Here is a 25890-nt window from a genome sequence, read left to right on the forward strand (position 1 = left end):
CTCTTCCTGCCCAGGTCTAGCGTTTCCCCATCGGGCTCGCACTCGGGGATTTGCGATGCGCCACCTGCGAACTGCACAACGTAGCGCTGATCAGACCGAGTGCGATGCACCACAAATCCCCCTGTGGTTGTCGTCATCGCATCACTGGGCACCGATGTTGTCAAATCATCTTTACACACGGTGTGACGCCCAGTTCACATCCGCCACCGATCCGTCGCTCTGGAGCCAGCTCTGCTTCACCCCTGAACCGGCGCCGCGTGCAAAGCGGCAAGCGCTTTACACGCCTGAGGAAAAGCGCCGGCGCGACGCCACGCCATGGACCCTGGTGCAGGGCATTCTGGCGCCGCTGCAATTTCTCGTCTTCCTGATCAGCCTCGGACTCGTGGCGCGCTATCTCGCGACCGGCGAGGGACTCTGGCTCGCGACCGCCTCGGTCGTTCTGAAGACAGCGCTGCTCTACACCATCATGATCACCGGCTCGATCTGGGAGCGGGTCGTGTTCGGGCGTTATCTGTTCGCACCGGCCTTCTTCTGGGAGGACGTGTTCTCGATGCTGGTGATCGCGCTGCATACGGCCTATCTGGCCGCGATCATCGGTCATATCGGCAGCGCCCAGCAGCAGATGCTGCTCGTGCTCGCCGCCTACGCCGCCTACGCGATCAACGCCGCGCAATTCCTGCTCAAGCTGCGCGCGGCGCGGCTGCAGGGCGAGGCGATGGCGCCGGCCGCCGTCACCAGCGTGGAGCGCGCGTCATGACCATTCACGCGCAAGCCTGCACCGTTTCAGCTGCATCGTCACCGGATGGTGTGCTGCGCGAGCGCGGACAGCGCGAGGTGTTCTGCGGCCTCACCGGCATCGTCTGGCTGCATAGGAAGATCCAGGACGCGTTCTTCCTCGTCGTCGGCTCGCGCACCTGCGCGCATCTGATCCAGTCGGCCGCCGGCGTCATGATCTTCGCCGAGCCGCGCTTCGCCACCGCCATCATGGAGGAGCGCGATCTCGCCGGCCTCGTCGACGCCAATGACGAGCTCGACCGCATCGTCGCGCAGTTGCTGGCGCGTCGGCCCGAGATCAAGCTGCTGTTTCTGGTCGGCTCCTGCCCGTCGGAAGTGATCAAGCTCGACCTGTCACGCGCGGCGCTGCGGCTGTCGCAGCGCTTCTCACCTGATGTGCGCGTGCTCAACTACTCCGGCAGCGGCATCGAGACGACGTTCACGCAAGGCGAGGATGCCTGCCTCGCGTCGCTGGTGCCGGTGCTGCCCACCGCCGATCGCAGCTCGGCGCCGTCGCTGCTGGTGGTCGGCGCGCTCGCCGACGTGGTGGAGGACCAGTTCAGGCGGACCTTGGCGGCAATCGGCGTCGACCAGGTCTCCTTCCTGCCGCCGCGCCGCTCCTCGGAGCTGCCCGCGATCGGCCCCGAGACGCGCGTGCTGCTGGCGCAGCCCTTCCTCGGCGACACCGCGCGTGCGCTCGAGGAGCGCGGTTGCCGCCGCATCGCTGCGCCATTTCCGCTCGGCGGCGAAGGCACCGCGCTGTGGCTCGCAGCCGCCGCCGACGCCTTTGGTGTCTCCCGCGTCCATGTCGAGCGGACCATTGCGCCGCTGAAGGCGCGGGCCGAGCGCGCGCTGGCGCGCTACCGCGCGCAGCTCGCCGGCAAGCGTGTCTTCCTGTTTCCGGACTCCCAGATCGAGATCCCGCTGGCGCGTTTCCTGGCGCGCGAGATCGGCATGGAGCTGGTCGAGGTCGGCACGCCCTATCTGCACCGCGATCATCTCGCCTCCGAGCTGGCGCTGCTGCCTGATGGCACGCAGCTCAGCGAAGGCCAGGACGTCGAGCGCCAGCTCGACCGTTGCCGCGCCGCGCGGCCCGATCTCGTCGTCTGTGGGCTCGGCCTTGCCAATCCGCTGGAAGCCGAGGGTATCACGACCAAATGGTCGATCGAGCTGATCTTCACGCCGATTCAGGGGTTTGAGCAGGCCGGCGATCTCGCCGAGCTGTTCGCGCGGCCCTTGCTGCGGCAAACCCGACTGGCGGTGTGAGATGCAGCTGTCGGTCTGGACCTATGAAGGACCTCCGCACATTGGCGCGATGCGTATCGCGACCGCGATGCGCGACGTGCACTACGTGCTGCACGCGCCGCAGGGCGACACCTACGCCGATCTCCTGTTCACGATGATCGAGCGCCGCGACCGCCGCCCGCCGGTCACCTACACCACGTTCCAGGCGCGCGATCTCGGCGGCGACACTGCGGATCTGCTTCAGAGCGCGGTGCGCGCCGCTTACGAGCGCTTCCAGCCGCAGGCGATGCTGGTCGGCGCGTCCTGCACGGCCGAGCTGATCCAGGATGATCCCGGCGGGCTCGCGCAGGCCTTGAAGCTTCCCATTCCGGTGATCCCGCTCGAGCTGCCGGCCTATCAGCGCAAGGAGAATTGGGGCGCCTCGGAAACGCTCTACCGGATTGTACGGGCGTTGGCTGCGTCTTCCGCAGATGGCTCCCCCCGCCGTGAAAGGAAGACAGGCGCCCGTCCAGTCTGCAACCTGCTTGGTCCGACGGCGCTCGGCTTCCGTCACCGCGACGACCTCGCGGAAGTGACCAGGCAGGTTGTGGAGCTCGGCATCGAGATCAACGTCGTCGCGCCGTGGAACGCGACGCCGGCCGATCTCGCCCGCCTTCCCGACGCCGATTTCAACATCGTGCTGTATCCCGAGATCGCGCTGACGACGGCGCAATGGCTCAATCGCCAGTTCGGCCAGCCTTTCACGCGCACGATCCCGATCGGCGTCGGCGCGACGCGCGACTTCATTGCGGAGGTCGCAGGCCTCGCCGGCGTCGATGCCGCGCCGGTGCTGGCGCGCAGCGAGAGCCGGCTGCCGTGGTACTCGCGCTCGGTCGATTCGACCTATCTCACCGGCAAGCGTGTCTTCATCTTCGGCGACGCGACCCATGCGGTCGCCGCGGCGCGCGTCGCGACGCAGGAGCTCGGCTTCGAGGTCGTCGGCCTCGGCACCTATGCCCGCGAGTTCGCCCGCGAGATCCGCGAAGCCGCCGCGATCTACGGCGTGGAGCCGCTGATCACGGATGATTACCTGGAGGTCGAGGCCCGCGTCGGCGAGCTGCGCCCCGAGCTCGTGCTCGGCACGCAGATGGAGCGCCACATCGCCAAGCGGCTCGGCATTCCCTGCGCCGTGATCTCGGCGCCGAGCCATGTGCAGGACTTCCCCGCGCGCTACTCGCCGCAGATGGGGTTCGAAGGCGCCAACGTGCTGTTCGACACCTGGGTGCATCCTTTGATGATGGGCCTGGAGGAGCATCTGCTCGGCATGTTCCGCGAGGACCATGAATTCGCCGATCACGCGCCGTCGCATCTCGGCGCAGCACCGGCCGCGCCGCCGCAGCAGCCGCAGTTGCGCGTCGTCGAAACCAACGTCACCACCGAGCTTGCCTGGGCGTCCGACGCCGAGCGCGAACTGACCAAGATCCCCTTCTTCGTGCGCGGCAAGGCCCGCCGCAACACCGAACGATTCGCGCGCGAGCGCAACGTCAACCTGATCACGCTCGAGACCTTGTACGATGCCAAAGCGCATTTCGGTCGCTGACGTCACACCCATCCGGGTGGTGATCGTGACGATGGACAGCCATCTCGCCTCGGCTGCCGTGCGCGCGCGCACGGCGTTGCAGGCGGAGCTGCCCGGGCTCGATCTGAAGGTGCATGCGGCCGACGAGTGGGGCTGCAATCCGACCGCGCTCGAACATTGCCTCGCCGACATCGCCACCGGCGACATCGTCGTCGCCACGATGCTGTTCATGGAGGACCACATCCAGCCGGTGCTGCCTGCGCTGCAGGCGCGGCGCGATCATTGCGACGCGATGATCGGCTGCCTGTCGGCCGGTGAGGTGGTGCGGCTGACGCGGCTCGGCAAGCTGACGATGTCGGGCTCGGCCACCGGCGTGCTCGGCCTGTTGAAGCGGCTGCGCGGCAGCAACCGTTCCGGCAATTCCAGCGGCCAGGGCCAGATGAAGATGCTGCAGCGAATGCCGCGTCTGTTGCGCTACATCCCCGGCACCGCGCAGGACCTGCGCGCCTACTTCCTCACGCTGCAATATTGGCTCGCCGGCTCCGAGCAGAACTTTGCGAACATGGTGCGCTTCCTGGTCGGCCGCTACGCCGACGGCCCGCGCGCCGCGCTGCGTGGCAAGACCAACGCGGCCGAGCCGGTGACCTATCCGGATGTCGGCCTCTATCATCCGCGGCTGTCGCCGCGGATCATCGAGCGCGCCGACCAGTTGCCGGCCCTGGCGAAGCCGGCCGGCCGCGTCGGCGTGATCTTGATGCGCTCCTATCTGCTCGCCGCCAACACCGCGCATTATGACGGCGTGATCGCAGCGCTGGAGGCGCGCGGGCTTGCGGTCATTCCGGTGTTCGCCTGCGGGCTGGACTCGCGCCCGGCGATCGAGCGCTATTTCCAGAAGGACGGCGTCGCCACGGTCGATGCCGTGATCTCGCTCACCGGTTTCTCGCTGGTCGGCGGCCCCGCCTACAATGACGCGCGCGCCGCGGAAGAGGTGATGGCCGGCCTCGACGTGCCGCTGATCGCGGCGCATCCGCTCGAATTCCAGACCGTCGAGCAGTGGCGCGATGACGCGCGCGGGCTGACGCCGGTTGAAGCGACGATGATGGTCGCGATTCCCGAGCTCGACGGCGCCGTCGGCCCGACCGTGTTCGGCGGCCGCTCGGCGATGGCCGATGCCGGCCGCGACATGGCCTCGCTGCCGGAGCGCGCGGCGCAACTCGCCGCGCGTGTGGCCAGGCTCGTCGAGCTGCGCCGCTCCGCGCGCGCCGAACGGAAGCTCGGCGTGGTGTTGTTCAACTTCCCGCCGAACGGTGGCAGCGCCGGCACCGCCGCCTATCTCTCGGTGTTCGAGTCGCTGCACAATGTGATGAATTCGCTCCGCGCGGCGGGCTACACGATCGACGTCCCCGACACCGTGGACGCGCTGCGCGCGCGTGTGCTCAAGGGCAATGCCGAGCGCTTCGGCACCGCCGCCAACGTCGCGGCGCGCATCCCGGTGGATCAGCATGTCCGGCGCGAGCGCCACCTCGCCGAGATCGAGAAGCAGTGGGGGCCGGCGCCCGGCCGTCACCAGACCGATGGCGCCAGCCTCCTCGTGCTGGGCGAGCAGTTCGGCAATCTGTTCGTCGGCCTGCAGCCGGCGTTCGGCTACGAAGGCGATCCGATGCGGCTGCTGTTCGAGCGCAGCTTTGCGCCGACGCATGCGTTTGCGGCGTTCTATCGCTGGCTGCGCGAGGATTTCCTTGCCCACGCCGTGCTGCATTTCGGCACCCATGGCGCGCTCGAATTCATGCCGGGCAAGCAGGCCGGGCTGTCCGCGGAATGCTGGCCGGAGCGCCTGATCGGCGACCTGCCGAACTTCTACATCTACGCGTCCAACAACCCGTCCGAGGGCGCTCTGGCGAAGCGGCGTGGCGGTGCCACCCTGATCAGCTATCTCACGCCCTCGATCACCAGCGCCGGCCTCTACAAGGGGCTCGCCGATCTGAAATCCTCGCTCGACGCCTGGCGCAATCTGTCGCCGGACGCGACCGAGCAGGTGAGGGGCGACAGCGCGGCGCTGATCCAGGCGCAGGCGGCGGCGGTCGATCTTGCCGCGGCCGAGCCGCTGTGGGGCGACGAGCGCGATGCCAGCATCGGCGCGCTGTCCGCGAGCGTGCTGGAGCTGGAATACTCGCTGATCCCGCATGGCCTGCATGTCGTCGGCGCGCCGCCGCCCGAGGGGCAGCGGACCGAGCTGCTCGACCTCGCCGGCATCGCCGATCCGGCCAAGCGTGCCGAGCTCGACAGGATGCTCGCCACCGACAGCGAGACGCCCGCGATCCTGCACGCGCTCGACGGCGGCTATATCCGTCCAGTGCCCGGCGGCGATCTGCTGCGCAACACCGACGTGCTGCCCACCGGGCGCAACCTGCATGGTTTCGATCCCTTCCGCATCCCCAGCGCCTTCGCGCTCAAGGATGCCGAGCGCCAGGTCGCGCGGCTGCTCGCCCGCCATGCAGGTGAAGGCCACAAGCTGCCGGAGACAATCGCGCTGGTGCTGTGGGGCACCGACAATCTCAAGACCGAGGGCGGGCCGATCGCGCAGGCGCTGTGGCTGATGGGCGCCGAGCCACGCCATGACAGCTATGGCCGCCTCTGCGGCGCGAAGCTGATCCCGCTGGAGCAGTTGGGCCGCCCGCGCATCGATGTCGTCATCACGCTCTCGGGCATCTTCCGCGACCTGATGCCGTTGCAGACCAAGTTGCTCGCCGAAGCGGCGCTGCTTGCGGCGTCTGCCGACGAGCCGGCCGACATGAACTACGTGCGCAAGCACGCGGTCGCGTTCCAGGCCGCGCATGGCGGCGAGCTGGCGGATGCGTCGCTGCGTGTGTTCGGCAATGCCGAGGGCGCCTATGGCGCCAACGTCAATCATCTGATCGATTGCGGCGCCTGGACCGATGAGGACGAACTCGCCGACGTCTACACGCGGCGCAAGGGCTTTGCCTACGGCACCGACGGACGCCCTGTCCGGCGCGACGCGTTGCTCGGCCATGTGCTGGCCGGCGTCGATGCTGCGTATCAGAACGTCGACTCGGTCGAGCTCGGCGTCACTACCATCGATCATTATTTCGATACGCTCGGCGGCATCAGCCGCGCGGTGAAGCGCGCCAAGGGCGAGGCGGCGCCGGTCTATATCGGCGATCAGACCCGCGGCGAAGGCACGGTGCGCACGCTGTCGGAGCAGGTGGCGCTGGAGACCCGTACCCGCACGCTCAATCCGAAATGGTACGAGGCGCTGCTCGCCCACGGCTATGAGGGCGTGCGCCAGATCGAGTCGCATGTGACCAACACCGTCGGCTGGTCGGCCACCACGGGCCAGGTCGCGCCCTGGGTCTATCAGCAGATCACGACGACCTTCGTGCTCGACCCCGCGATGCGCGAGCGGCTTGCCTCGCTCAATCCGGCCGCGTCGGCGAAGATCGCCAACCGTCTGATCGAGGCGCATGAGCGCAATTACTGGACCCCGGACCCTGACATGCTCGACGTGCTGCGCAAGGCGGGGGAAGAGCTCGAAGATCGCCTCGAAGGCGTGGGAGTTGCCGCATGAACGTGACATTACGACCGCCGCTGACGACCGCGCCGCGACGCCCTGACGGGGCCGGCAGCGTGCAGGTGCAGCTCGATCCGAACGTCGTCATCGACACCGCGAAGGTGTTCTCGGTGTATGGCAAGGGCGGCATCGGCAAGAGCACGACGTCGTCGAACCTCTCGGTCGCGCTGTCCAAGCTCGGCAAGCGCGTGCTGCAGATCGGCTGCGATCCCAAGCACGACTCCACCTTCACTTTGACCAAGCGGCTGGTACCGACGGTCATCGACATTCTCGAGCAGGTCAATTTCCACGCCGAGGAGCTGCGCCCGGAGGACTTCGTCTACCAGGGTTATAACGGCGTGATGTGCGTCGAGGCGGGCGGGCCGCCGGCCGGCACCGGCTGCGGCGGCTACGTCGTCGGCCAGACCGTCAAGCTGCTCAAGGAACACCATCTGCTCGAAGACACCGACGTCGTGATCTTCGATGTGCTCGGCGACGTCGTCTGCGGCGGCTTCGCTGCCCCCCTGCAGCATGCCGACCGCGCGTTGATCGTCGCCGCCAATGATTTCGACTCGATCTTCGCGATGAACCGCATCGTCGCCGCGATCCAGGCCAAGTCGCGCAACTATCCGGTGCGGCTCGGCGGCGTGATCGCCAACCGTAGCGCCGCGACGGACCAGATCGACAAGTTCAACGAGCGGGCCGGATTGAGGACGGTGGCGCACTTCCCCGATCTCGACGTCATCAGAAAGAGCCGGCTGAAGAAGTGCACGCTGTTCGAGATGGAGGCCTCGCCCGACGTCGAGCGCGCCCAGAACGAGTATCTGCGCCTCGCGGCCTCGCTGCTCGCCGGCAGCGAGCCGATGCAGGCGGTGCCGCTCAAGGACCGCGACATCTTCGATCTCCTTGGCTTTGATTGAGTGGAGCCAGCCGATGACGACAGCGGAATATCTCGCCCGCCGCAGTGAAGTGGAGACGTATTTCGACCGCACCGCGGTCGCCGCCTGGACGCGGCTGACTTCGGACGCACCGGTGGGCCGCATTCGCGCCACGGTGCGGGCCGGCCGTGACGAGATGCGGCGGACGCTGCTGTCATGGCTGCCGCTCGATCTGCGCGGCGCGCGAATCCTGGATGCCGGCTGCGGCACCGGCAGCTTCTCGATCGAAGCGGCGCGCCGCGGCGCCGACGTCGTCGCCGTCGACATCTCGCCGACCCTGATCGAGATCGCCCAGCGCCGGCTGCCCGACGACATCAGCCGCAACGCCATTCAGTTCGTCGCCGGCGACATGCTCGATCCCAGGCACGGCGGCTTCAACTTCGTCGTCGCGATGGACTCGTTCATCCACTACCGCGCCGAGGATGCCGTGCGGATTGTCGCCGGTCTGGCCGCTCGCACCTCCGACGCGATCCTGATGACCTATGCGCCGCGCACGCCGATGCTCGCCGTCATGCATGCCGTCGGTGGCGTGTTCCCGCGCGGCAACCGCGCGCCGTCGATCGAGCCGGTCGCCGAGCAGAAGCTGTATCGCCTGATCGCCGACCATCACGATCTCGCCGACTGGCGCTGCGCCCGCAGCCGCCGCATCGCCAACGGCTTCTATATCTCGCAGGCGCTGGAGCTCCGCCCGTCATGAGCGCACGCGCACCATCGATCATGCAGGCGTGGATGCGGCTGTCGTCGCGCTATCTGCCGTTTGCGGATGCCGCCTCGACCGAGCTGCCGCTGTCGCGCCTGATGCGGCTGTCGCTGTTCCAGGTCTCGATCGGCATCTCGGTGGTGCTGCTCAACGGCACGCTCAACCGCGTCATGATCGTCGAGCTCGGTGTGCCCTCCTGGCTGGTCGCCACCATGGTGGCGCTGCCGCTGGTGTTCGCGCCGCTGCGTGTGCTGATCGGCTTCAAGTCCGACCATCACCGCTCGGTGCTGGGCTGGCGCCGCGTGCCGTACATCTGGATGGGCACGCTGCTGCAGTTCGGCGGCCTCGCGATCATGCCGTTCGCGCTGCTGCTGCTGTCGTCGGCCGATGCGCCGGGCCAGGTGATTGCCGGCCGTCTCGGTGCGGCGCTCGCCTTCCTGCTGGTCGGCGCCGGGTTGCACACCACGCAGACGGCAGGCCTGTCACTCGCGACCGACATCGCGCCGGAGCATTCGCGTCCGCGCGTCGTTGCCTTTCTCTACGTGATGCTGATGTTCGGCATGATGGCGAGCGCGCTGACCTTCGGTGGGCTGCTCGCCGAGTTCAGCGAGATGCGGCTGATCCAGGTGATCCAGGGCGCGGCGCTGACCGAGATGGTGCTCAACGTCATCGCGCTGTGGAAGCAGGAGGCGCGTGATCCGTCGCGCACGTCGGCGGCCCGCGAGCGGCCGCGCTTCGGCGACTCCTGGCGACACTTCCGGGAGGCGGGTGGCTCGGCACGCGTGCTGCTCGCAGTCGGGCTCGGCACCGCCGGCTTCACCATGCAGGACATCCTGCTGGAGCCTTACGGGGCTGAGATCCTGCATCTGACCGTCGGCGAGACCACGGCGCTGACCGCCTTGTTCGCCGCGGGCACGCTGGCCGGCTTCGGTCTCTCTGCGCGCCGCCTCGGCAAGGGCTCCGATCCCTATCGGATCGCCGCCCTCGGCGGACTGGTCGGGCTGTTCGCCTTCTCTGCTGTCATCTTCTCGGCGCCGCTGGCCTCACCCTTGTTGTTCCGGATCGGCACCACGCTGATCGGTCTCGGCGGCGGGCTGTTCGCCGTGGGCACGCTGACGGCGGCGATGGCACTGGTGCAGAACGGCGAGAGCGGGCTTGCGCTCGGTGCCTGGGGCGCGGTGCAGGCGACGGCGGCGGGGCTCGCGATCGCCGGCGGCGGCGCCATTCGCGATGTGATGTCGCAGCTCGCGCTGGATGGCCGCCTCGGCGTCGCCCTTGCCGGTCCCGCGACCGGCTACAGCATCGTCTACCACGTCGAAATCGCGCTGCTGTTCGTCACGCTTGCGGTCATCGGACCGCTGGTGCGGCGGCGAGCGGCGGAGCCGCAGCAACTACAATTCGGAATCGCTGAATTTCCAGGTTAGCCCGGTCGGGGAGGAAACCATGCAGACGTCTTTCACGAGCTACATCGATGTCGCCCAGGTGGTGCTTTACGGGTTCTGGGTGTTCTTCGCAGCCCTGATCTTCTACCTGCGCACCGAGGACAAGCGCGAAGGCTATCCGCTGCAGTTCGAGGGCCGCGTCGGCCGCCGGACCGCCTCGAGCGGTCACGGCTTCCCGACCCCGCCGAGCCCGAAGACCTACCACATGCATGGCGGCCGCACCGCGACCCTGCCGAACTGGGACAACGACCGCGCCGATGCGCCGGTGACGCCGATGTATCCCTGGCCGGGCACGCCTTATCTGCCGACCGGCAATCCGATGCTCGACGGTGTCGGCCCGGGCTCCTTTGCCGCGCGCAAGGACGAGCCGGAGCTGACCATCGACAACATCCCTGCGATCGTGCCGCTGCGCGTCGACGGCAGCATCTTCATCGCCTCCGAAGATCCGGATCCGCGCGGCATGCCAGTGCTGGGTTGCGACGGCAGGCTCGGCGGCAAGGTTCGGGAGGTCTGGGTCGACCGCGCCGAGATGCTGATCCGATACCTCGAGGTCGAGGTCGACGGCATCGTCGGACGTCACGTGCTGCTGCCGATGACCATGGCCATCGTCGACAGGTCGCGTAAGGCGGTGCTGGTCGATGCCATCCTCGGCTCGCAATTCGCCAGCGTGCCGGGCCTTGCCAACCCCGACCAGGTCACCAAGCTCGAGGAAGACAAGATCGTCGGCTACTATGGCGGCGGTCATCTCTACGCGACTGCTGCACGGCAGGAGCCGCTGCTGTGAGTACGCGCAGGGAGATGGACACGCTGATGCTGCCGGAGGGCGAGCGGCTGCTTTGGCAGGGACAGCCCACGGTGAAGGCGCTGCTGCTGCGGGTGTTCCACCTGCGCCTCGTGCTGGCTTATTTCGCGGCGCTGTTCGGCGCGCGCGTTGTGGCGGGCGTGCTCGATCATCAGCCGCTCGCGGCCTCGGTCGTCGGCGCCTCGTCGCTGGTGACGCCGGTGGCACTGGCGACGCTGCTGCTCACCGGGCTCGCGGTGCTCTACAGCCGCACCACGCGCTATACCATTACCAGCCGGCGCGTACTGCTGCAGTTCGGCGCCGTGTTGCCGATGACCCTGAACGTGCCGTTCAAGCAGGTGGCACGGGCGGATGCGAAGCTGTTCTCCGATGGCTCCGGCGATCTGCCGCTCGGCGTCACCGCGCAGCAGCGGCTGTCGTATCTGCTGCTGTGGCCGCATGCGCGGCCGTGGCGGCTGAACGAGGTCGAGCCGATGCTGCGCGGCGTTCCGGACGCCCGCAACGTCGCCGAGATTCTTGCCAAGGCGCTGGTTGCGGCGTCGGATGGCGCCGTCGCCGCGCAGCCGCTGCCGACAGCCAATGGTCAGTCGCAAGGCGCACCGCCGGCGGCGGTCGCCAGCGCGGCGTGATCGGGAGGAGGGCGCGATGAGCAACGCCGATAGCCATGCCGAAGCCGAGATCATCATTCCGAGGGGCGCGCTCCGCGCGGCCTTCGCCCTGGTCGCCTTTGCCCTGCTCGCGGCCGGCGTCGGCCGGGTCACGGGTATCGGCACGGTGCGCAACGACCACGTCACGGCGGTGCAGTCGACGGCGCTGCGGTTCGAGGACCGTGCCGATGGCGGCATTGCGGTGGTGTCGCCCGACAGCGGCAAGCTCGTGACCGTGGTCGAGGCCGGCGGCGATGGCTTCCTGCGCACCGTGCTGCGCAGCATGGCCTTCGACCGCCAGCGTCACGCGATCGGATCGGGCCCGGCGTTCACGATCAACCGCTGGTCCGACGGCCATCTGACACTGGACGATCCCGCCACCGGCCGGCGGATCGATCTCGCGCCGTTCGGCGCCGACAACATGCGCCGGTTCACGGGATTGATGGCGATGGGAGAGCCGCGATGAGAGGATTATGGGCCGCCGGGCCGCGCCGCTTCGACATCGGCTGCAGCATCGAGATCGAGCAGACCTCCGAGACCTTGCATGCCCATGTCACGCTCGACCGCGACGTCAACATTCGTCCGGGCGACGAAGTGCTGATCCAGGGCGCGCCGATCGTGGTGAAGTTCGGCGAGCAGCTCAACCTGCGCCGCACCGCCACGGTGGTGCGGGCAGGTCCCTTGAAGCGCCTGATGATGCATGTCGCGGGCTATCTCGAGCTCACGGAATTGTACGACGTCAGCTTTTCGGACGGGAGGGTCAGATGATCGCGATGGAAGGCGGAAGCGGCAACATCTCCACCAAGATGGCATTGGAGGACACGATCCTCACGCCGCGCTTCTACACCACCGACTTTGCGGCGATGGACCGGCTCAACGTCGACCTGGTGCGCCGCGAATGGGATGCGGTCATGGCCGAGCTGCGCGCCGACCACAACCGCAAGCACTTCGTGCGCACGCCGGAATTCGAGAAGGATCTGAACGAGCTGCCCGAGGCGCTTCGCATGGAGTTCAAGGACTTCCTGGTGTCGTCCTTGACCGCCGAGTTCTCCGGCTGCGTGCTCTATGCCGAGATCAAGAAGCGGATCACCAATCCCGATATCCGCGAGCTGTTCCAGTTCATGAGCCGCGACGAGGCGCGCCATGCCGGCTTCATCAACGAGATCCTCAAGGATCACGGCATCGGCGTCGACCTCAGCTTCCTCACCAAGACGAAGAAGTACACCTACTTCAAGCCGAAGTTCATCTTCTACGCGACCTATCTGTCCGAGAAGATCGGCTACGCCCGCTACATCACCATCTATCGCCAGATGGAGCGGCATCCGGAGCGCCAGTTCCACCCGATCTTCAAGTGGTTCGAGCGGTGGTGCAACGACGAGTTCCGGCACGGCGAGGCGTTCGCGCTTCTCATGCGCGCCGATCCGAAGCTGCTCAGCGGCCTCAACAAGCTGTGGATCAAGTTCTTCCTGCTCGCGGTGTTCGCGACGATGCATGTCCGCGACCACATGCGCCCCGCCTTCTACGAGGCGCTCGGCATGCCGGTGGACGAGTACGACATGCGCGTGTTCCGGATCACCTCGGAGATCTCGCGTCAGGTCTTCCCGGTCATGCTGGACATCGATAATCCGCGCTTCTGGGCCGGCTTGAAGCAGCTGCGCCAGGTGTCGGAGGCGATTGCCGATGCCAAGGCACAGGGGGGCATCATGGGCACGCTGAAGCGCGCCGTGCTGCCGCTCAAGGCGGCGCTGACCTTCGGCCGGCTGTACATGCTGCCGGCCAAGAGCAACGAGCTGCCACGGGAGATCAGGCTGCAACCCGCCTGGTGACAAGGAGCCGGCCATGGGCGCGACCGCGATTGCCATTCCCTACGTCGTGTTCGTCTGGTGGTTCTCGACCGGCGCCGTGCTGGCGCTGGTCGGGCTCGCCGCCCGCCATCCGGCCGCGTTCAAATGGGGCACGGCCGCGGCGTTCGTCGCGGCCCTGTCGGGCGTCGCGGTGTCGAGCCAGGCGGCGGAGGATGCCAACGCCTATTGCGCCTTCACCTGCGCCATTCTCCTGTGGGGCACGGTCGAGATGTCGCTGCTCGCCGGCTGGATCACCGGCCCGCGGCCCGAGTCGTGCCCGCGGGACTGCACACCGGCCTCGCGCGTCGGTTTCGCGCTGCAGGCGATCGCCTATCACGAGTTGGCGCTGATCGCGACCGCGGGCCTCGTCTTCGCGGTGACATCGGGCGCGCCCAACCGTCTCAGCTGGTGGACCTTCGCCGCGCTGCTGGTGCTCAGGCAGAGCGCGAAGATCAATTTGTTCCTTGGCGTGCGCACCCTGAACGACGAGCTGCTGCCGCAGCAGGTCCGCTTCATGCGCAGCTATTTTGCAAAGAAGTCCACCAACCCGTTGTTCCCGTTCTCGATTGCCGCGGCGACCACCGCGACCGTGATGGTCGCCGCTGCCGCGATCGGCGCAACGTCATCGTTCGACGGCGTCGCGCTGTCACTGCTCGCATCGTTGATCGCGCTCGGCCTGCTCGAGCATGGCTTCATGGCGCTGCCGATGCCGGTGATCAATCTGTGGCGCTGGAGCGCGCCAGTCGAGCCTGCCGTGCCTGCGATGGCGGTCGTGGCTGCCGCTCCCGCACCAGTGCCCGCGACGCCTTTGGTCCGGCCGGTGCTCGCGGTAGTCTCTCCTGCGCCGCAGGCCGAGCGTCCCGTCTCTGTTCAGAAGAATGCAGCAGCCGCAGCACGGCAGCGGCTCGAAGAGCAATTCCGCCAAGCCTATCGCCAGGCCCGCGCTGACGCGCAGGCGCAAACCATCACCGGACTGGCCGCGGTGCCGGTCACGCCGCCGGTCGATCCGAACACGACAGCACAGGGGGGAGTACCATGAACTACGAAGACTATTTCCGCCGCCAGCTCGACGGTCTCAGGCGCGAAGGACGCTATCGCGTGTTCGCCGACCTCGAGCGCAAGGCCGGCGCCTTCCCGCGTGCGACCTATCGTGGCCCCCATGGCGAGCGCGATGTCGCGGTGTGGTGTTCCAACGACTATCTCGGCATGGGCCAGCACCCCAAGGTTCTGGAGGTGATGCACGAGGCGCTCGACCGCTGCGGTGCCGGCGCCGGCGGCACCCGCAACATCAGCGGCACCAACCACTATCATGTCCTGCTGGAGGAGGAGCTCGCCGATCTCCACGGCAAGCAGGCTGCGCTCTTGTTCAACTCCGGCTATGTCTCGAACTGGACGTCGCTGTCGACCTTGGCTTCGCGCATGCCCGGCTGCGTGATCCTGTCCGACGAGCTCAACCACGCCTCGATGATCGAGGGCATCCGCCACAGCCGCTGCGACACCCGGATCTGGCGCCACAACGACGTCGCCGATCTCCACGACAAGCTGTCGGATCTCGATCCCAAGGCGCCGAAGCTGATCGCGTTCGAGAGCGTCTATTCGATGGACGGCGACATCTCGCCGATCTCGGACATCTGCGACGTCGCCGACGAGTTCAACGCCATGACCTATCTCGACGAGGTCCACGCCGTCGGCCTGTACGGTCCGCGCGGCGGCGGCATCTCGGAGCGCGACGGCGTGGCCGATCGCCTGACCGTGATCGAGGGTACCCTGGCCAAGGCGTTCGGCGTGATCGGCGGCTATATCACGGCCTCCAACACGGTCTGCGACTTCGTCCGCAGCTTTGCCTCCGGCTTCATCTTCTCCAGCTCGCTGCCGCCGGCGGTGGCGGCGGGGGCGCTGACCAGCATCCGGCATCTGAAGGCCAGCAATGCCGAGCGCGCCCGGCACCAGGACCGCGTCGCTCGGCTGCGTCGCCGGCTCGACGAGGCCGGCGTCAGCCATCTCGACAATCCCAGCCATATCGTGCCGGTGATGGTGCGGGATCCTGTGCTGTGCAAGCGGATCAGCGACATCCTGCTCGAGCGCTATGGCATCTATGTGCAGCCGATCAACTATCCGACGGTGCCGCGCGGCACCGAACGGCTGCGCATCACGCCGTCGCCCTATCATTCCGATGCGGATATCGAGCATCTCGTTGCGGCACTCTCGGAGATCTGGGCCGAGATGGGTCTCGCACAAGCGGCATGAGGTGACGCTTTCGCGCGGCGTTTGAGCCAGATCAAATTGTCAATATGTCTTAACGTTAAGATATATGGACAAATTGATAGTCGGGGAGGACGCTGTGCGGATCTTGTTGCTGCATCCGAATTATCACTCCGGCGGCGCCGAGATCGCCGGCAACTGGCCACCCGCCTGGGCGGCCTATATCTCCGGCGCGCTGAAGGCGGCCGGCTTCACCGACCTCCGCTTCATCGACGCGATGACCAACGATCTCTCCGAGGATCAGGTCCGCGCCATCCTGCGCAGCGAAAAGCCTGACGTGATCGGGTGCACCGCGATCACGCCCTCCATCTACAAGGCCGAGCGTCTTCTGGAGATCGCTCGGGAGGAGCACCCGGACGCACTGACCGTGCTCGGCGGCATCCACGCCACCTTCATGTATCAGCAGGTGCTGACCGAGGCGCCGTGGATCGACGCCATCGTGCGCGGCGAGGGCGAGGAGATCATCGTCGACCTGATGCGCGCCCGCGAGGACGGCCGCTGGGCGACGGACCGCCGCAGCATCAAGGGCATCGCCTATCGCGACGGCAGCGAGGTCGTGGCGACGGTGGCGGCGCCGACGGTGAAGAACCTCGATGCGATCACGCCGGATTGGAGCGTGCTCGAATGGAGCAAGTACATCTACATCCCGATGAACAAGCGCGTCGCCATCCCCAACATGGCGCGCGGCTGCCCGTTCACCTGCAGCTTCTGCTCGCAATGGAAATTCTGGCGCGACTATCGCATCCGCGACCCGAAGAAGGTGGTCGATGAGATCGAGACATTGATGCGCGAGCACGATGTCGGCTTCTTCATCCTCGCCGACGAGGAGCCGACCATCAACAAGAAGAAGTTCATAGCCTTCTGCCAGGAGCTGATCCGCCGCGACCTCAAGATCCTCTGGGGCATCAACACCCGCGTCACCGACATCCTGCGCGACGAGGCGCTGCTGCCGCTGTACCGCAAGGCCGGCCTGATCCACGTCTCGCTGGGGACGGAAGCCGCGGCGCAGATGAAGCTCGACCGCTTCAACAAGGAGACCACGGTCGCGCAGAACAAGAAGGCGATCCAGCTCTTGCGCGGCGCCGGCATCGTCGTCGAGGCCCAGTTCATCGTTGGCCTCGAGAACGAGACCCGCGAGACGCTGGAAGAGACCTACCAGATGGCGCGCGACTGGAAGCCGGACCTCGCCAATTGGGCGATGTACACGCCCTGGCCGTTCTCCGATCTGTTCCGCGACCTCGGCGACAAGGTCGAGATCTTCGACTACGAGAAGTACAATTTCGTCACCCCGATCATGAAGCCGGACGCGATGGAGCGCGGCGAGCTGCTCGACGGCGTCATGAACAACTACCGGCGCTTCTACATGCACAAGGCGCTGTTCTCCTATCCGTGGGCCGGTTCCGGCGCGCGGCGGCGCTATCTGCTCGGCTGCCTCAAGGCGTTCCTGAAGTCGGGCTTCGAGCGGAAATTCTACGATCTTGGCCGCGTCAACTACTGGGGGCCGCAGTCCAAGGGCAAGGTCGATTTCGGCTTCGATACGTCGCGCAGGCGCGCCGATCCCGGCAAGGTCGAATGGAAGACGAGCCATAATCGCAAGCTGAGCGGACCGCAGCAGGCCCAGGTGATGGCCTGTGGCGGCGGTGCCGAGCAGATGAGCGACGAGACCGAGACGCGGGTGCATTGAGATGCACGGCACGTGCGCCCGGCACGTTCCGCTGCCGCGCGCTGACGCCGCGCCTGACCATCAGGACGGCGTTGCTGAAGGCCACATCGCCGGCCGCATCGGTCCCAACGCGATCATCCAGACCGCGGAGGCCTTGCGTCTGCTGCACGGCGAGGAGGCGGCGCGCCGCGTCTTCGCGGCCGCGCGGCTCGACACCTATCTCGCGACGCCTCCGGCGGCGATGGTCGACGAAGCCGAGGTCACGCGGCTCCATCGTGCGCTTCGGACCGAGCTCGACGACGATGCTGCGCGCGCCGTCAGCACCAGGGCAGGGCGGCTGACGGCGGCCTATCTGCTCGCGCATCGCATCCCCTCCGCGGCGCAGCGCGTGCTCCGGCTGCTGCCGGCCCGGCTCGCGAGCGGCGTGCTGACGCGGGCGATATCCGCGCATGCCTGGACGTTTGCCGGGACCGGCACCTTCACCGCACGCCCAGGTCGGCCCACCATCTACCAGATCAGCCATTGTCCGCTGTGCCGCGGCCATCACGGCGATCACGCCATCTGCGACTTCTACGCTGGGACGTTCGAGACGCTGTTCGCAAGGCTCGTGCATCCCGACGCCCATGCGCGCGAGATTGCCTGCGAAGCCTGGGGTGACGAGGCCTGCCGGTTCGAGATCGGCTGGTGAGACGGCGCCATGCGAGACGTGACACCGCAATGGCATCGGTTGTCGCGCTCAGCTCGGCAGAAACCGCGCTCCTTCCTTGCCGAAGAAGTCCAGCATCGCCTGCGCCGGCGGCAGCAGCAGCTTGTCGGCGCGCCGCACCGCGTGCCACTGGCGGATGATCGGCAATCCCGCGACCTTCAACGTCACCAGCCGCCCCTCGCTGAGCTCATGGGCGACGGTGTGCTGCGAGATGAAGGCGATGCCGAGGCCGGCGATCACGGCCTGCTTGATGGTCTCGTTGCTGTCCATCTCCATGCTGGTCTTCGGCTTCAGACCATGCTTCTCGAAGAATGTCTCCATCAGCAGCCGGGTGCCCGATCCCGGCTCCCGGGTGATGAACACCTCGCCGGCGAGATCCTCGGCCGCGATCCGCTTGCGGCGCGCCAGCCGGTGGTTGGCTGGGGCGATGATGATGTGCGGGTGCTTTCCGAACGGCCGCATATCCACGGGAACGTCGGCCGGTGGCCGGCCCATGATGGCGATGTCGAGATCATAGCCGCGCAGCGCCTCGCGCAGGCTGTCGCGATTGCCGATCCGCAAGGTGACGTCGATCTTGGGGAAGCGCCGCGAAAATTCCGCGATCGCAAACGGCACGAAATATTTCGCGGTGCTGACCGCGCCGATCGCCACGCGGCCGCCGCTGCGTCCCGCCAGAATGTCGAGCGCCTGCTCGCAGTCCTGCAGCGCGGCTTCGACGCGCTCGGCGAGTGCCAGGACGCTGCGGCCGGCCTCGGTCAGGATCATGCCGTCGGTGGTGCGCTGGATCAGCGGCAGCCCGGCGAGCTCCTGAAGATTGCGAATCTGCAGGGTCACGGCAGGCTGAGTGAGGTTCAAACGGCCGGCCGCAGACGTCACCGACCCCGAGTTTTGCACGGCAGCCAGCGCCCGAAGCTGGCGGATGGTGAGATCGCGAGAGAAGTGCCGGCTCATGGAACCCTCGATGAGATCGCCAGTATAAGGAAAACTTTGGTCTATCCAAAGATAATGAAATTTCCCTAATTAGGCAAATCGAGTGTTGATAGCAGCGCGGCACGACGCATTCGTGCGGCTTCATCAAGTTCCCGGCAGAGGAGCTGATGGCGAGGGAGTGGCCCATGAATCACCAAATGGATCAACATCAGACATTGCAGGCACATCTGGCGGCGCAGGGTGCCGACGCCGATTGCGCCGCGGTCATCGAGGCTCTGGCCGGGGCGGCGCGCGAACTCGCGCGGCAGATCGCGGTCGCACCGCTGTCTGGCGTCGACGAAGGCGCCGCCACCGTGAACGCCGACGGCGACGTCCAGAAGGCGCTCGACATCGTCGCCGACAATCTGATGCGGGATGCGCTGCGCCGGGCTCCGGTCGCTGGCATCCTGTCCGAGGAGGTCGACCGGCCGGAAACGGTCAATGCTGCTGCCCCACTTTGCGTGGCGATCGACCCGCTCGACGGCTCGTCGAACCTGCAGAACAACATCTCCGTCGGCACCATCTTCTCGATCCGCCCGCGGGGCCGCGACGTGCTCTCCAGCTTCTTCGAGCCCGGCACGGCACAGCTTGCCGCCGGCTTCTTTGTCTATGGACCACAGACCTGCCTGGTGCTCGCGATCGACCATCGCGTCGATCTCTACGTCCTGCATCCGACCTTGCACGAGTTCATGCTCGCCAAGTCTGGCATCCGCATCCCGCAGGATACGCCGGAGTTCGCCATCAACGCGTCGAACCGCCGGCACTGGAGCGGGACCGTGCGCAACTATGTCGACGAATGCCTGTCGGGCGCGGCCGGCCCGCGCGGCCGCGACTTCAACATGCGCTGGATCGCCTCTCTGGTCGCCGAGGCCTATCGTATCCTGATGCGCGGCGGCGTGTTCCTCTATCCGGCCGACTCCCGCCCCGGCTATCGCGAGGGCCGGCTGCGGCTGGTCTACGAAGCGCATCCGATGGCGCTGATCATGGAATGGGCTGGCGGCTCGGCCTCGAGCGGCCGTTCGCGCATCCTCGAACTGTCGGCGCGCTCGCCGCATCAGCGTGCGCCGCTGATCATGGGCGACGTCCGCCTTGTCCGCGACGTCGACCAGCTGCATGAGGGCATCGAGCCGCTGTTCGAAACCAGCGATGCGCCCCTGTTCGCGCGGCGCGGCCTGTTCCGCTGAGCCCGCCTGTCGAACGCGCCTTCCGGAGAAAGTTCATGTCACGTCGTCATCCCATCATCTCGATCACCGGCTCGTCGGGCGCCGGCACCACGTCCGTCAAGAAGACCTTCGAGAACATCTTCCGCCGCGAGAACGTCAAGGCGGCCTATATCGAGGGCGACGCCTTCCATCGCTACAATCGCGAGGAGATGCGCCGCAAGATGGTCGAGGAGGCCGAGATCGGCAATAAGCACTTCAGCCATTTCAGCCCCGACACCAATCTGTTCGAGGAGCTCGAGAAGACCTTTCGCGACTATTCCGAGACCGGCACCGGCATGACGCGCCACTACGTCCACGATGAGGAGGAGGCGCGGCTTTACGACACAAGGCCCGGCAACTTCACCGAGTGGAGCCGGCTGCCGGAGGACTCCGATCTGCTGTTCTACGAAGGCCTGCACGGCGCCGTTGTCACGGACAAGGTCAACATCGCGCAGCACGCCGATCTGAAGATCGGCGTTGTTCCAGTGATGAACCTGGAGTGGATCCAGAAGCTGCACCGCGACCGCGCGTCGCGCGGCTACACCACCGAAGCGGTCACCGACACGATCCTGCGCCGCATGCCGGACTACGTGAACTACATCATCCCGCAGTTCTCCGAGACCGACATCAACTTCCAGCGCGTGCCGACGGTCGACACCTCGAACCCGTTCGTCGCCCGCTGGATCCCGACGCCCGATGAATCGATGGTCGTGATCCGGCTGAAGAACCCGCGCGGCATCGACTTCCCCTATCTGCTCTCGATGATTCCGCAGAGCTTCATGTCGCGCGCCAATTCGATCGTGATCCACGGCGCCAAGCTCGATCTCGCGATGCAGCTCATTCTCACCCCCATGATCATGCAACTGATGGACCGAAAGAGGCGCACGCTATGACCGCCACCGCCGTGCAAACGCTGGCTCCGAAAGCCGATCCCAGCCATGCCGAGATGGCGAATGCCATCCGCTTCCTGGCCATCGACGCCGTCGAAAAGGCGAAATCGGGTCATCCGGGCATGCCGATGGGCATGGCCGACGTGGCAACCGTCCTTTTCTCACGCTTCATGAAATTCGATCCCGCCGATCCGGCCTGGCCCGATCGCGACCGTTTCGTGCTGTCGGCCGGACACGGCTCGATGCTGCTCTATGCGCTGCTGCATCTGACTGGCTACGAGGCCGTCACGATCGATGAGCTGAAGCGGTTTCGGCAATGGGGCGCCAAGACGCCGGGGCATCCTGAGTATGGCCACACGCCTGGTGTGGAGACCACCACCGGTCCGCTCGGGCAGGGCATCGCGACGGCGGTCGGCATGGCGCTCGCCGAGCGCCTGATGAACGCGCGCTATGGCGACGATCTGGTCGACCACTACACCTATGTGATCGCCGGCGACGGCTGCCTGATGGAGGGCATCAGCCACGAGGCGATCTCGCTCGCGGGCCATCTCAAGCTGAATCGCTTGATCGTGCTGTTCGACGACAACGGAATCTCGATCGACGGCTCGACGGGTCTTGCCTGCTCCGACGATCAGCTCGCACGCTTCGCGGCGTCGGGCTGGGCGACGTCCCGCATTGACGGCCATGATCCCGAAGCCATCGAGGCTGCTATCGCGGCGGCGCGGCAGAGCAACCGCCCGAGCATGATTGCGTGCCGGACGACGATCGGCTTCGGCTCACCCGGACGGCAGGGCTCGGAGAAGGCGCATGGCGCGCCGCTCGGGCCGGAGGAGGTCGAGAAGACCCGCGCGGCACTGCACTGGCCGCACCGTCCGTTCGAGGTGCCAGCCGATGTGTTGGTGAGCTGGCGCGAGATCGGCGCGCGCGGCCGCAGCGTGCGCCAGGCCTGGAAGGAGCGTGCGCGCAAGCTGTGCACCGCGGACCGATCGCCGTGCCATGACGCGCTGAACAAGAAGCTGCCGGCCGCCTATACCGAGCGCATGGCGCAGTTCATCGCGCAGCTCACGGCCGAGCGGCCGAAGATCGCTACCCGCCAGGCCTCGCAGAACGTCATCGATGTCATTGCGACAGTGCTGCCAAATCTGCTCGGCGGCTCGGCGGACCTGACTCATTCCAACCTGACCAAGGCAAAGACGCACAAATCCGTTACGCCGGCCGCAATGGATGGCAACTACGTCCACTATGGTGTGCGCGAACACGCGATGGCTGCGGCCATGAACGGCATCGCGCTGCATGGCGGTTTCATTCCCTATGGCGGCACCTTCCTCGCGTTCGCCGACTACAGCCGGCCGGCGATTCGGCTGGCCGCGCTGATGGGCATCCGCGTCATTCACGTGATGACGCACGATTCCATCGGCCTCGGCGAGGACGGCCCGACGCATCAGCCGGTCGAGCATGTCGCGAGCCTGCGCGCCATTCCGAACCTCCTGGTATTCCGCCCGGCCGACGCCGTCGAGACGGCGGAAGCGTGGGACTGCGCGCTGCGCGCGGAGACCTCGCCGTCGGTGCTGTGCCTGTCTCGGCAAGCCCTGCCGGCCTTCCGCACCGAGGCATCGGATCACAACAAGGTCGCGCTCGGCGCTTACGTGGTCATCGAGCCCGAGGCCGGTCGTGACGTAACTTTGATTGCGACCGGCTCGGAGGTGGCGATCGCGCTGGAGGCGGCCAAGCTGCTGGCGGCCGAGGGCGTCCAGGCGGCGGTGGTGTCGGCGCCGTGCTTCGAGTTGTTTCGCAAGCAATCGGCAGAGTATCGCGCCGCGGTGCTCGGCCACGTGCCGCGCATCGGCGTGGAGGCCGCGATCGAGGGCGACTGGACGCGCTGGCTCGGCGATGCCGGCGAGTTCGTCGGCATGCACGGCTTCGGCGCCTCGGCGCCGGCCGAGGTGCTGTACCGCGAATTCGGCATCACGCCTGCGGCGGTGGCCGATGCGGCGATGCGCAACATCATCCGGGCGCGGGCTTCCTGAGCCGCGCCACCAAACAGAACATCGAACCAGGGACGGAGACCAACATGGCGCGGATCACGCTCAGACAATTGCTGGACCATGCGGCCGAGCGCGGCTACGGCGTGCCGGCGTTCAACATCAACAACATGGAGCAGGGGCTGGCGATCATGGAGGCGGCCGCGGCGGTCGATGCCCCCGTGATCATCCAGGCCTCGCGCGGCGCGCGCTCCTATGCCGGCGACATCATGCTGTCCAAGATGATCGACGCGCTGGAGGAGATGTATCCGCAGATCCCGCTCTGCCTTCACCAGGACCACGGCAACGACGAGGCGACCTGCGCGACCGCGATCAAGTACGGCTTTACGTCCGTGATGATGGACGGCTCGCTCAGGGCCGATGCCAAGACCGCGGCCGACTACGACTACAACGTCGACATCACCCGCCGCGTTACCGACATGGCGCACTGGGTCGGCGCCTCGGTCGAAGGCGAGCTCGGCGTGCTCGGCTCGCTCGAGCATGGTGGCGGCGAGCAGGAGGATGGCCATGGCCTCGAAGGCAAGGTCAGCCGCGAGCAGCTGCTGACCGATCCGGAGCAGGCGGTCGACTTCGTCCGCGCGACCAAGGTCGATGCGCTGGCGATCGCGATGGGCACCTCGCACGGCGCCTACAAGTTCTCGCGCAAGCCGGACGGCGAGATTCTCGCCATGAACGTGATCGAGGAGATCCATCGCCGGCTGCCGAATACGCATCTCGTCATGCACGGCTCGTCCTCGGTGCCGCAGAGCCTGCAGGACATGTTCAACCAGTTCGGCGGCGAGATGCCGCAGACCTGGGGCGTCCCGGTCGAGGAGATCGTGCGCGGCATCCGTCACGGCGTGCGCAAGGTCAACATCGACACCGACTGCCGGCTGGCAATGACCGCCATCTTCCGCAAGGTCGGCGCGTCGTCGAAGAGCGAGTTCGATCCGCGCAAGTTCCTGAAGCCCGCGATGGATTCGATGCGGGAGCTCTGCCGCGAGCGGTTCGAGCAGTTCGGCGCCGCCGGCAATGCATCCAGGATCAAGGTGCTGCCGCTGTCGGAGATGGCCAAGCGCTATCGCTCCGGCGCGCTCGATCCACGAATTGGGGGAATGACTGAAGCTGCCTGACATCCACGGCCATAACGAACATTCAGGAGGAACACATGAACGACCAATCGATCACGGTGCGCGGCAAGGATCGCTACAAGTCCGGCGTGATGGAATACAAGAAGATGGGCTATTGGGAGCCGTCCTATCAGCCCAAGGACACCGACGTCATCGCGCTGTTCCGCGTCACGCCGCAGGACGGTGTCGATCCGACCGAGGCCTGCGCCGCGGTCGCCGGCGAATCCTCGACGGCGACCTGGACCGTGGTGTGGACCGACCGGCTGACGGCGGCCGAGAAGTATCGCGCCAAATGCTACCGCGTCGAGCCGGTGCCGGGCTCGCCCGGCAGCTACTTCGCCTATATCGCCTATGACCTCGATCTGTTCGAGCCGGGCTCGATCTCCAACCTGACGGCCTCGATCATCGGCAATGTGTTCGGCTTCAAGCCGCTGAAGGCGCTGCGGCTGGAGGACATGCGGCTGCCGGTTGCCTATGTGAAGACGTTCCAGGGGCCGGCGACCGGCATCGTCGTCGAGCGCGAGCGGCTCGACAAGTTCGGCCGGCCGCTGCTGGGCGCCACCGTCAAGCCGAAGCTCGGCCTGTCCGGCCGCAACTACGGACGCGTCGTCTACGAGGCGCTGAAGGGCGGGCTCGACTTCACCAAGGACGACGAGAACATCAACTCGCAGCCGTTCATGCATTGGCGCGAGCGCTTTCTGTACTGCATGGAGGCGGTCAACAAGGCGCAGGCGGCGACCGGCGAGATCAAGGGCACCTACCTCAACGTCACCGCGGCGACGATGGAGGACATGTATGAGCGCGCCGAGTTCGCCAAGGAGCTCGGGTCATGCGTTGTCATGATCGACCTCGTGATCGGCTACACCGCGATCCAGTCGATGGCGAAGTGGGCGCGCCGGAACGACATGATCCTGCATCTGCATCGCGCCGGTCACTCGACCTACACGCGGCAGCGCGCGCACGGCGTGTCGTTCCGCGTCATCGCCAAATGGATGAGGCTCGCCGGGGTCGACCACATCCATGCCGGCACCGTGGTCGGCAAGCTCGAAGGCGATCCGAACACCACGCGCGGCTATTACGACATCTGCCGCGAGGACTTCAATCCGATGCGGCTGGAGCATGGCGTGTTCTTCGACCAGAACTGGGCCAGCCTGAACAAGCTGATGCCGGTGGCCTCCGGCGGCATCCATGCCGGCCAGATGCACCAGTTGCTCGACCTGCTCGGCGAGGACGTCGTGCTGCAGTTCGGCGGCGGCACGATCGGCCATCCGCGCGGCATCGCCGCCGGTGCGACCGCCAACCGCGTCGCGCTGGAAGCGATGATCCTCGCCCGCAATGAGGGCCGCGACTACGTGCATGAAGGTCCGGAGATCCTGGCCAAGGCGGCACAGACCTGCACGCCGCTGCGCGAGGCGCTGGAGATCTGGAAGGACGTCACCTTCAACTACGAATCGACCGATTCGCCGGACTTCGTCCCGACAGTGACGCCTGCCGCCTAACAATCGTTCGATGCGACGCCGCGATGCGAG

At 66.8% G+C, this 25890-nt stretch carries 22 protein-coding genes; 21 read left to right on the forward strand and 1 reads right to left on the reverse strand.

Features of this window, described 5'->3' with window-relative positions:
- The first annotated feature begins 157 nt into the window (after positions 1–157).
- The 16 genes from bchF (at position 158) to bchJ (ending at position 18131) form a co-directional block, all read left to right on the forward strand.
- A complete protein-coding gene (gene bchF / locus ACQR1E_RS13260; RefSeq protein WP_315750180.1) occupies positions 158–757 on the forward strand; it encodes a 2-vinyl bacteriochlorophyllide hydratase in 600 nt (199 codons plus the stop codon).
- A complete protein-coding gene (locus ACQR1E_RS13265) occupies positions 754–2040 on the forward strand; it encodes a ferredoxin:protochlorophyllide reductase (ATP-dependent) subunit N (protein ID WP_434897148.1) in 1287 nt (428 codons plus the stop codon). Before bchF ends, ACQR1E_RS13265 begins: the two co-directional genes overlap by 4 nt.
- Before the next feature lies 1 nt (position 2041).
- Positions 2042–3598, forward strand: coding sequence for a ferredoxin:protochlorophyllide reductase (ATP-dependent) subunit B (bchB, locus tag ACQR1E_RS13270; protein WP_434844496.1), 1557 nt, complete (start codon positions 2042–2044; stop codon positions 3596–3598).
- On the forward strand, positions 3573–7163 hold the full coding sequence (locus ACQR1E_RS13275) for a magnesium chelatase subunit H (protein WP_434897149.1): 3591 nt from the start codon (positions 3573–3575) through the stop codon (positions 7161–7163). Before bchB ends, ACQR1E_RS13275 begins: the two co-directional genes overlap by 26 nt.
- The gene (gene bchL / locus ACQR1E_RS13280) at positions 7160–8065 is read left to right on the forward strand and encodes a ferredoxin:protochlorophyllide reductase (ATP-dependent) iron-sulfur ATP-binding protein (RefSeq protein ID WP_315714321.1); all 906 of its coding nucleotides are present in this window, start codon (positions 7160–7162) and stop codon (positions 8063–8065) included. Before ACQR1E_RS13275 ends, bchL begins: the two co-directional genes overlap by 4 nt.
- A 13-nt stretch (positions 8066–8078) precedes the next feature.
- Positions 8079–8780 (forward strand): magnesium protoporphyrin IX methyltransferase, encoded by a 702-nt coding sequence (bchM, locus tag ACQR1E_RS13285; RefSeq protein ID WP_316169210.1) that lies wholly within the window; start codon positions 8079–8081, stop codon positions 8778–8780.
- Positions 8777–10207, forward strand: coding sequence for a BCD family MFS transporter (locus tag ACQR1E_RS13290; RefSeq protein ID WP_434897150.1), 1431 nt, complete (start codon positions 8777–8779; stop codon positions 10205–10207). The genes bchM and ACQR1E_RS13290 overlap by 4 nt, the downstream gene beginning before the upstream one ends.
- 19 nt (positions 10208–10226) lie before the next feature.
- Positions 10227–11009: a photosynthetic reaction center subunit H gene (gene puhA, locus ACQR1E_RS13295; RefSeq protein WP_316193176.1), complete on the forward strand. Its 783-nt coding sequence runs from the start codon at positions 10227–10229 to the stop codon at positions 11007–11009.
- Positions 11006–11656, forward strand: a complete 651-nt coding sequence (puhB, locus tag ACQR1E_RS13300) for a photosynthetic complex putative assembly protein PuhB (protein ID WP_315714325.1) — start codon at positions 11006–11008, stop codon at positions 11654–11656. The genes puhA and puhB overlap by 4 nt, the downstream gene beginning before the upstream one ends.
- A 16-nt stretch (positions 11657–11672) precedes the next feature.
- Positions 11673–12140: a photosynthetic complex assembly protein PuhC gene (gene puhC / locus ACQR1E_RS13305; RefSeq protein ID WP_316169206.1), complete on the forward strand. Its 468-nt coding sequence runs from the start codon at positions 11673–11675 to the stop codon at positions 12138–12140.
- Complete coding sequence (locus ACQR1E_RS13310) at positions 12137–12442, forward strand: hypothetical protein (protein ID WP_315714327.1); 306 nt, start codon at positions 12137–12139, stop codon at positions 12440–12442. The genes puhC and ACQR1E_RS13310 overlap by 4 nt, the downstream gene beginning before the upstream one ends.
- The gene (acsF, locus tag ACQR1E_RS13315; protein WP_316169205.1) at positions 12439–13500 is read left to right on the forward strand and encodes a magnesium-protoporphyrin IX monomethyl ester (oxidative) cyclase; all 1062 of its coding nucleotides are present in this window, start codon (positions 12439–12441) and stop codon (positions 13498–13500) included. Before ACQR1E_RS13310 ends, acsF begins: the two co-directional genes overlap by 4 nt.
- Positions 13501–13513: 13 nt before the next feature.
- Positions 13514–14557 carry a putative photosynthetic complex assembly protein PuhE gene (gene puhE, locus ACQR1E_RS13320; protein WP_316169204.1) on the forward strand — a complete coding sequence of 348 codons (1044 nt, stop codon included), beginning with the start codon at positions 13514–13516 and terminating at the stop codon, positions 14555–14557.
- Positions 14554–15765 carry a 5-aminolevulinate synthase gene (hemA, locus tag ACQR1E_RS13325; protein ID WP_434862864.1) on the forward strand — a complete coding sequence of 404 codons (1212 nt, stop codon included), beginning with the start codon at positions 14554–14556 and terminating at the stop codon, positions 15763–15765. The genes puhE and hemA overlap by 4 nt, the downstream gene beginning before the upstream one ends.
- A 94-nt stretch (positions 15766–15859) precedes the next feature.
- The gene (bchE, locus tag ACQR1E_RS13330; protein WP_434897151.1) at positions 15860–17464 is read left to right on the forward strand and encodes a magnesium-protoporphyrin IX monomethyl ester anaerobic oxidative cyclase; all 1605 of its coding nucleotides are present in this window, start codon (positions 15860–15862) and stop codon (positions 17462–17464) included.
- Position 17465: 1 nt separating this feature from the next.
- On the forward strand, positions 17466–18131 hold the full coding sequence (bchJ, locus tag ACQR1E_RS13335; protein WP_434897152.1) for a bacteriochlorophyll 4-vinyl reductase: 666 nt from the start codon (positions 17466–17468) through the stop codon (positions 18129–18131).
- Positions 18132–18179: 48 nt separating this feature from the next.
- Here bchJ and ACQR1E_RS13340 read toward each other — a convergent pair whose 3' ends face one another.
- Positions 18180–19100, reverse strand: a complete 921-nt coding sequence (locus ACQR1E_RS13340) for a LysR family transcriptional regulator (RefSeq protein ID WP_315714335.1) — start codon at positions 19098–19100, stop codon at positions 18180–18182.
- Between the two features lie 146 nt (positions 19101–19246).
- On the opposite strand from ACQR1E_RS13340, the gene ACQR1E_RS13345 reads away from it, so the two are divergent.
- Genes ACQR1E_RS13345 through ACQR1E_RS13365 form a run of 5 tightly spaced genes read left to right on the forward strand, consistent with a single transcriptional unit; the run spans position 19247 to position 25860 of the window.
- Positions 19247–20302, forward strand: a complete 1056-nt coding sequence (locus tag ACQR1E_RS13345) for a class 1 fructose-bisphosphatase (protein ID WP_315714336.1) — start codon at positions 19247–19249, stop codon at positions 20300–20302.
- Positions 20303–20337: 35 nt separating this feature from the next.
- Positions 20338–21213 carry a phosphoribulokinase gene (locus tag ACQR1E_RS13350; RefSeq protein ID WP_315714337.1) on the forward strand — a complete coding sequence of 292 codons (876 nt, stop codon included), beginning with the start codon at positions 20338–20340 and terminating at the stop codon, positions 21211–21213.
- On the forward strand, positions 21210–23237 hold the full coding sequence (tkt, locus tag ACQR1E_RS13355; protein WP_434897153.1) for a transketolase: 2028 nt from the start codon (positions 21210–21212) through the stop codon (positions 23235–23237). Before ACQR1E_RS13350 ends, tkt begins: the two co-directional genes overlap by 4 nt.
- 44 nt (positions 23238–23281) lie before the next feature.
- A complete protein-coding gene (gene fba / locus ACQR1E_RS13360) occupies positions 23282–24364 on the forward strand; it encodes a class II fructose-bisphosphate aldolase (protein WP_434842805.1) in 1083 nt (360 codons plus the stop codon).
- Between the two features lie 35 nt (positions 24365–24399).
- Complete coding sequence (locus ACQR1E_RS13365) at positions 24400–25860, forward strand: form I ribulose bisphosphate carboxylase large subunit (protein WP_316186773.1); 1461 nt, start codon at positions 24400–24402, stop codon at positions 25858–25860.
- Positions 25861–25890: the final 30 nt, after the last annotated feature.

The sequence above is a fragment of the Bradyrhizobium sp. HKCCYLRH1030 genome, assembly GCF_051168395.1.
In the GTDB taxonomy this organism is placed as follows: Bacteria; Pseudomonadota; Alphaproteobacteria; order Rhizobiales; family Xanthobacteraceae; genus Bradyrhizobium.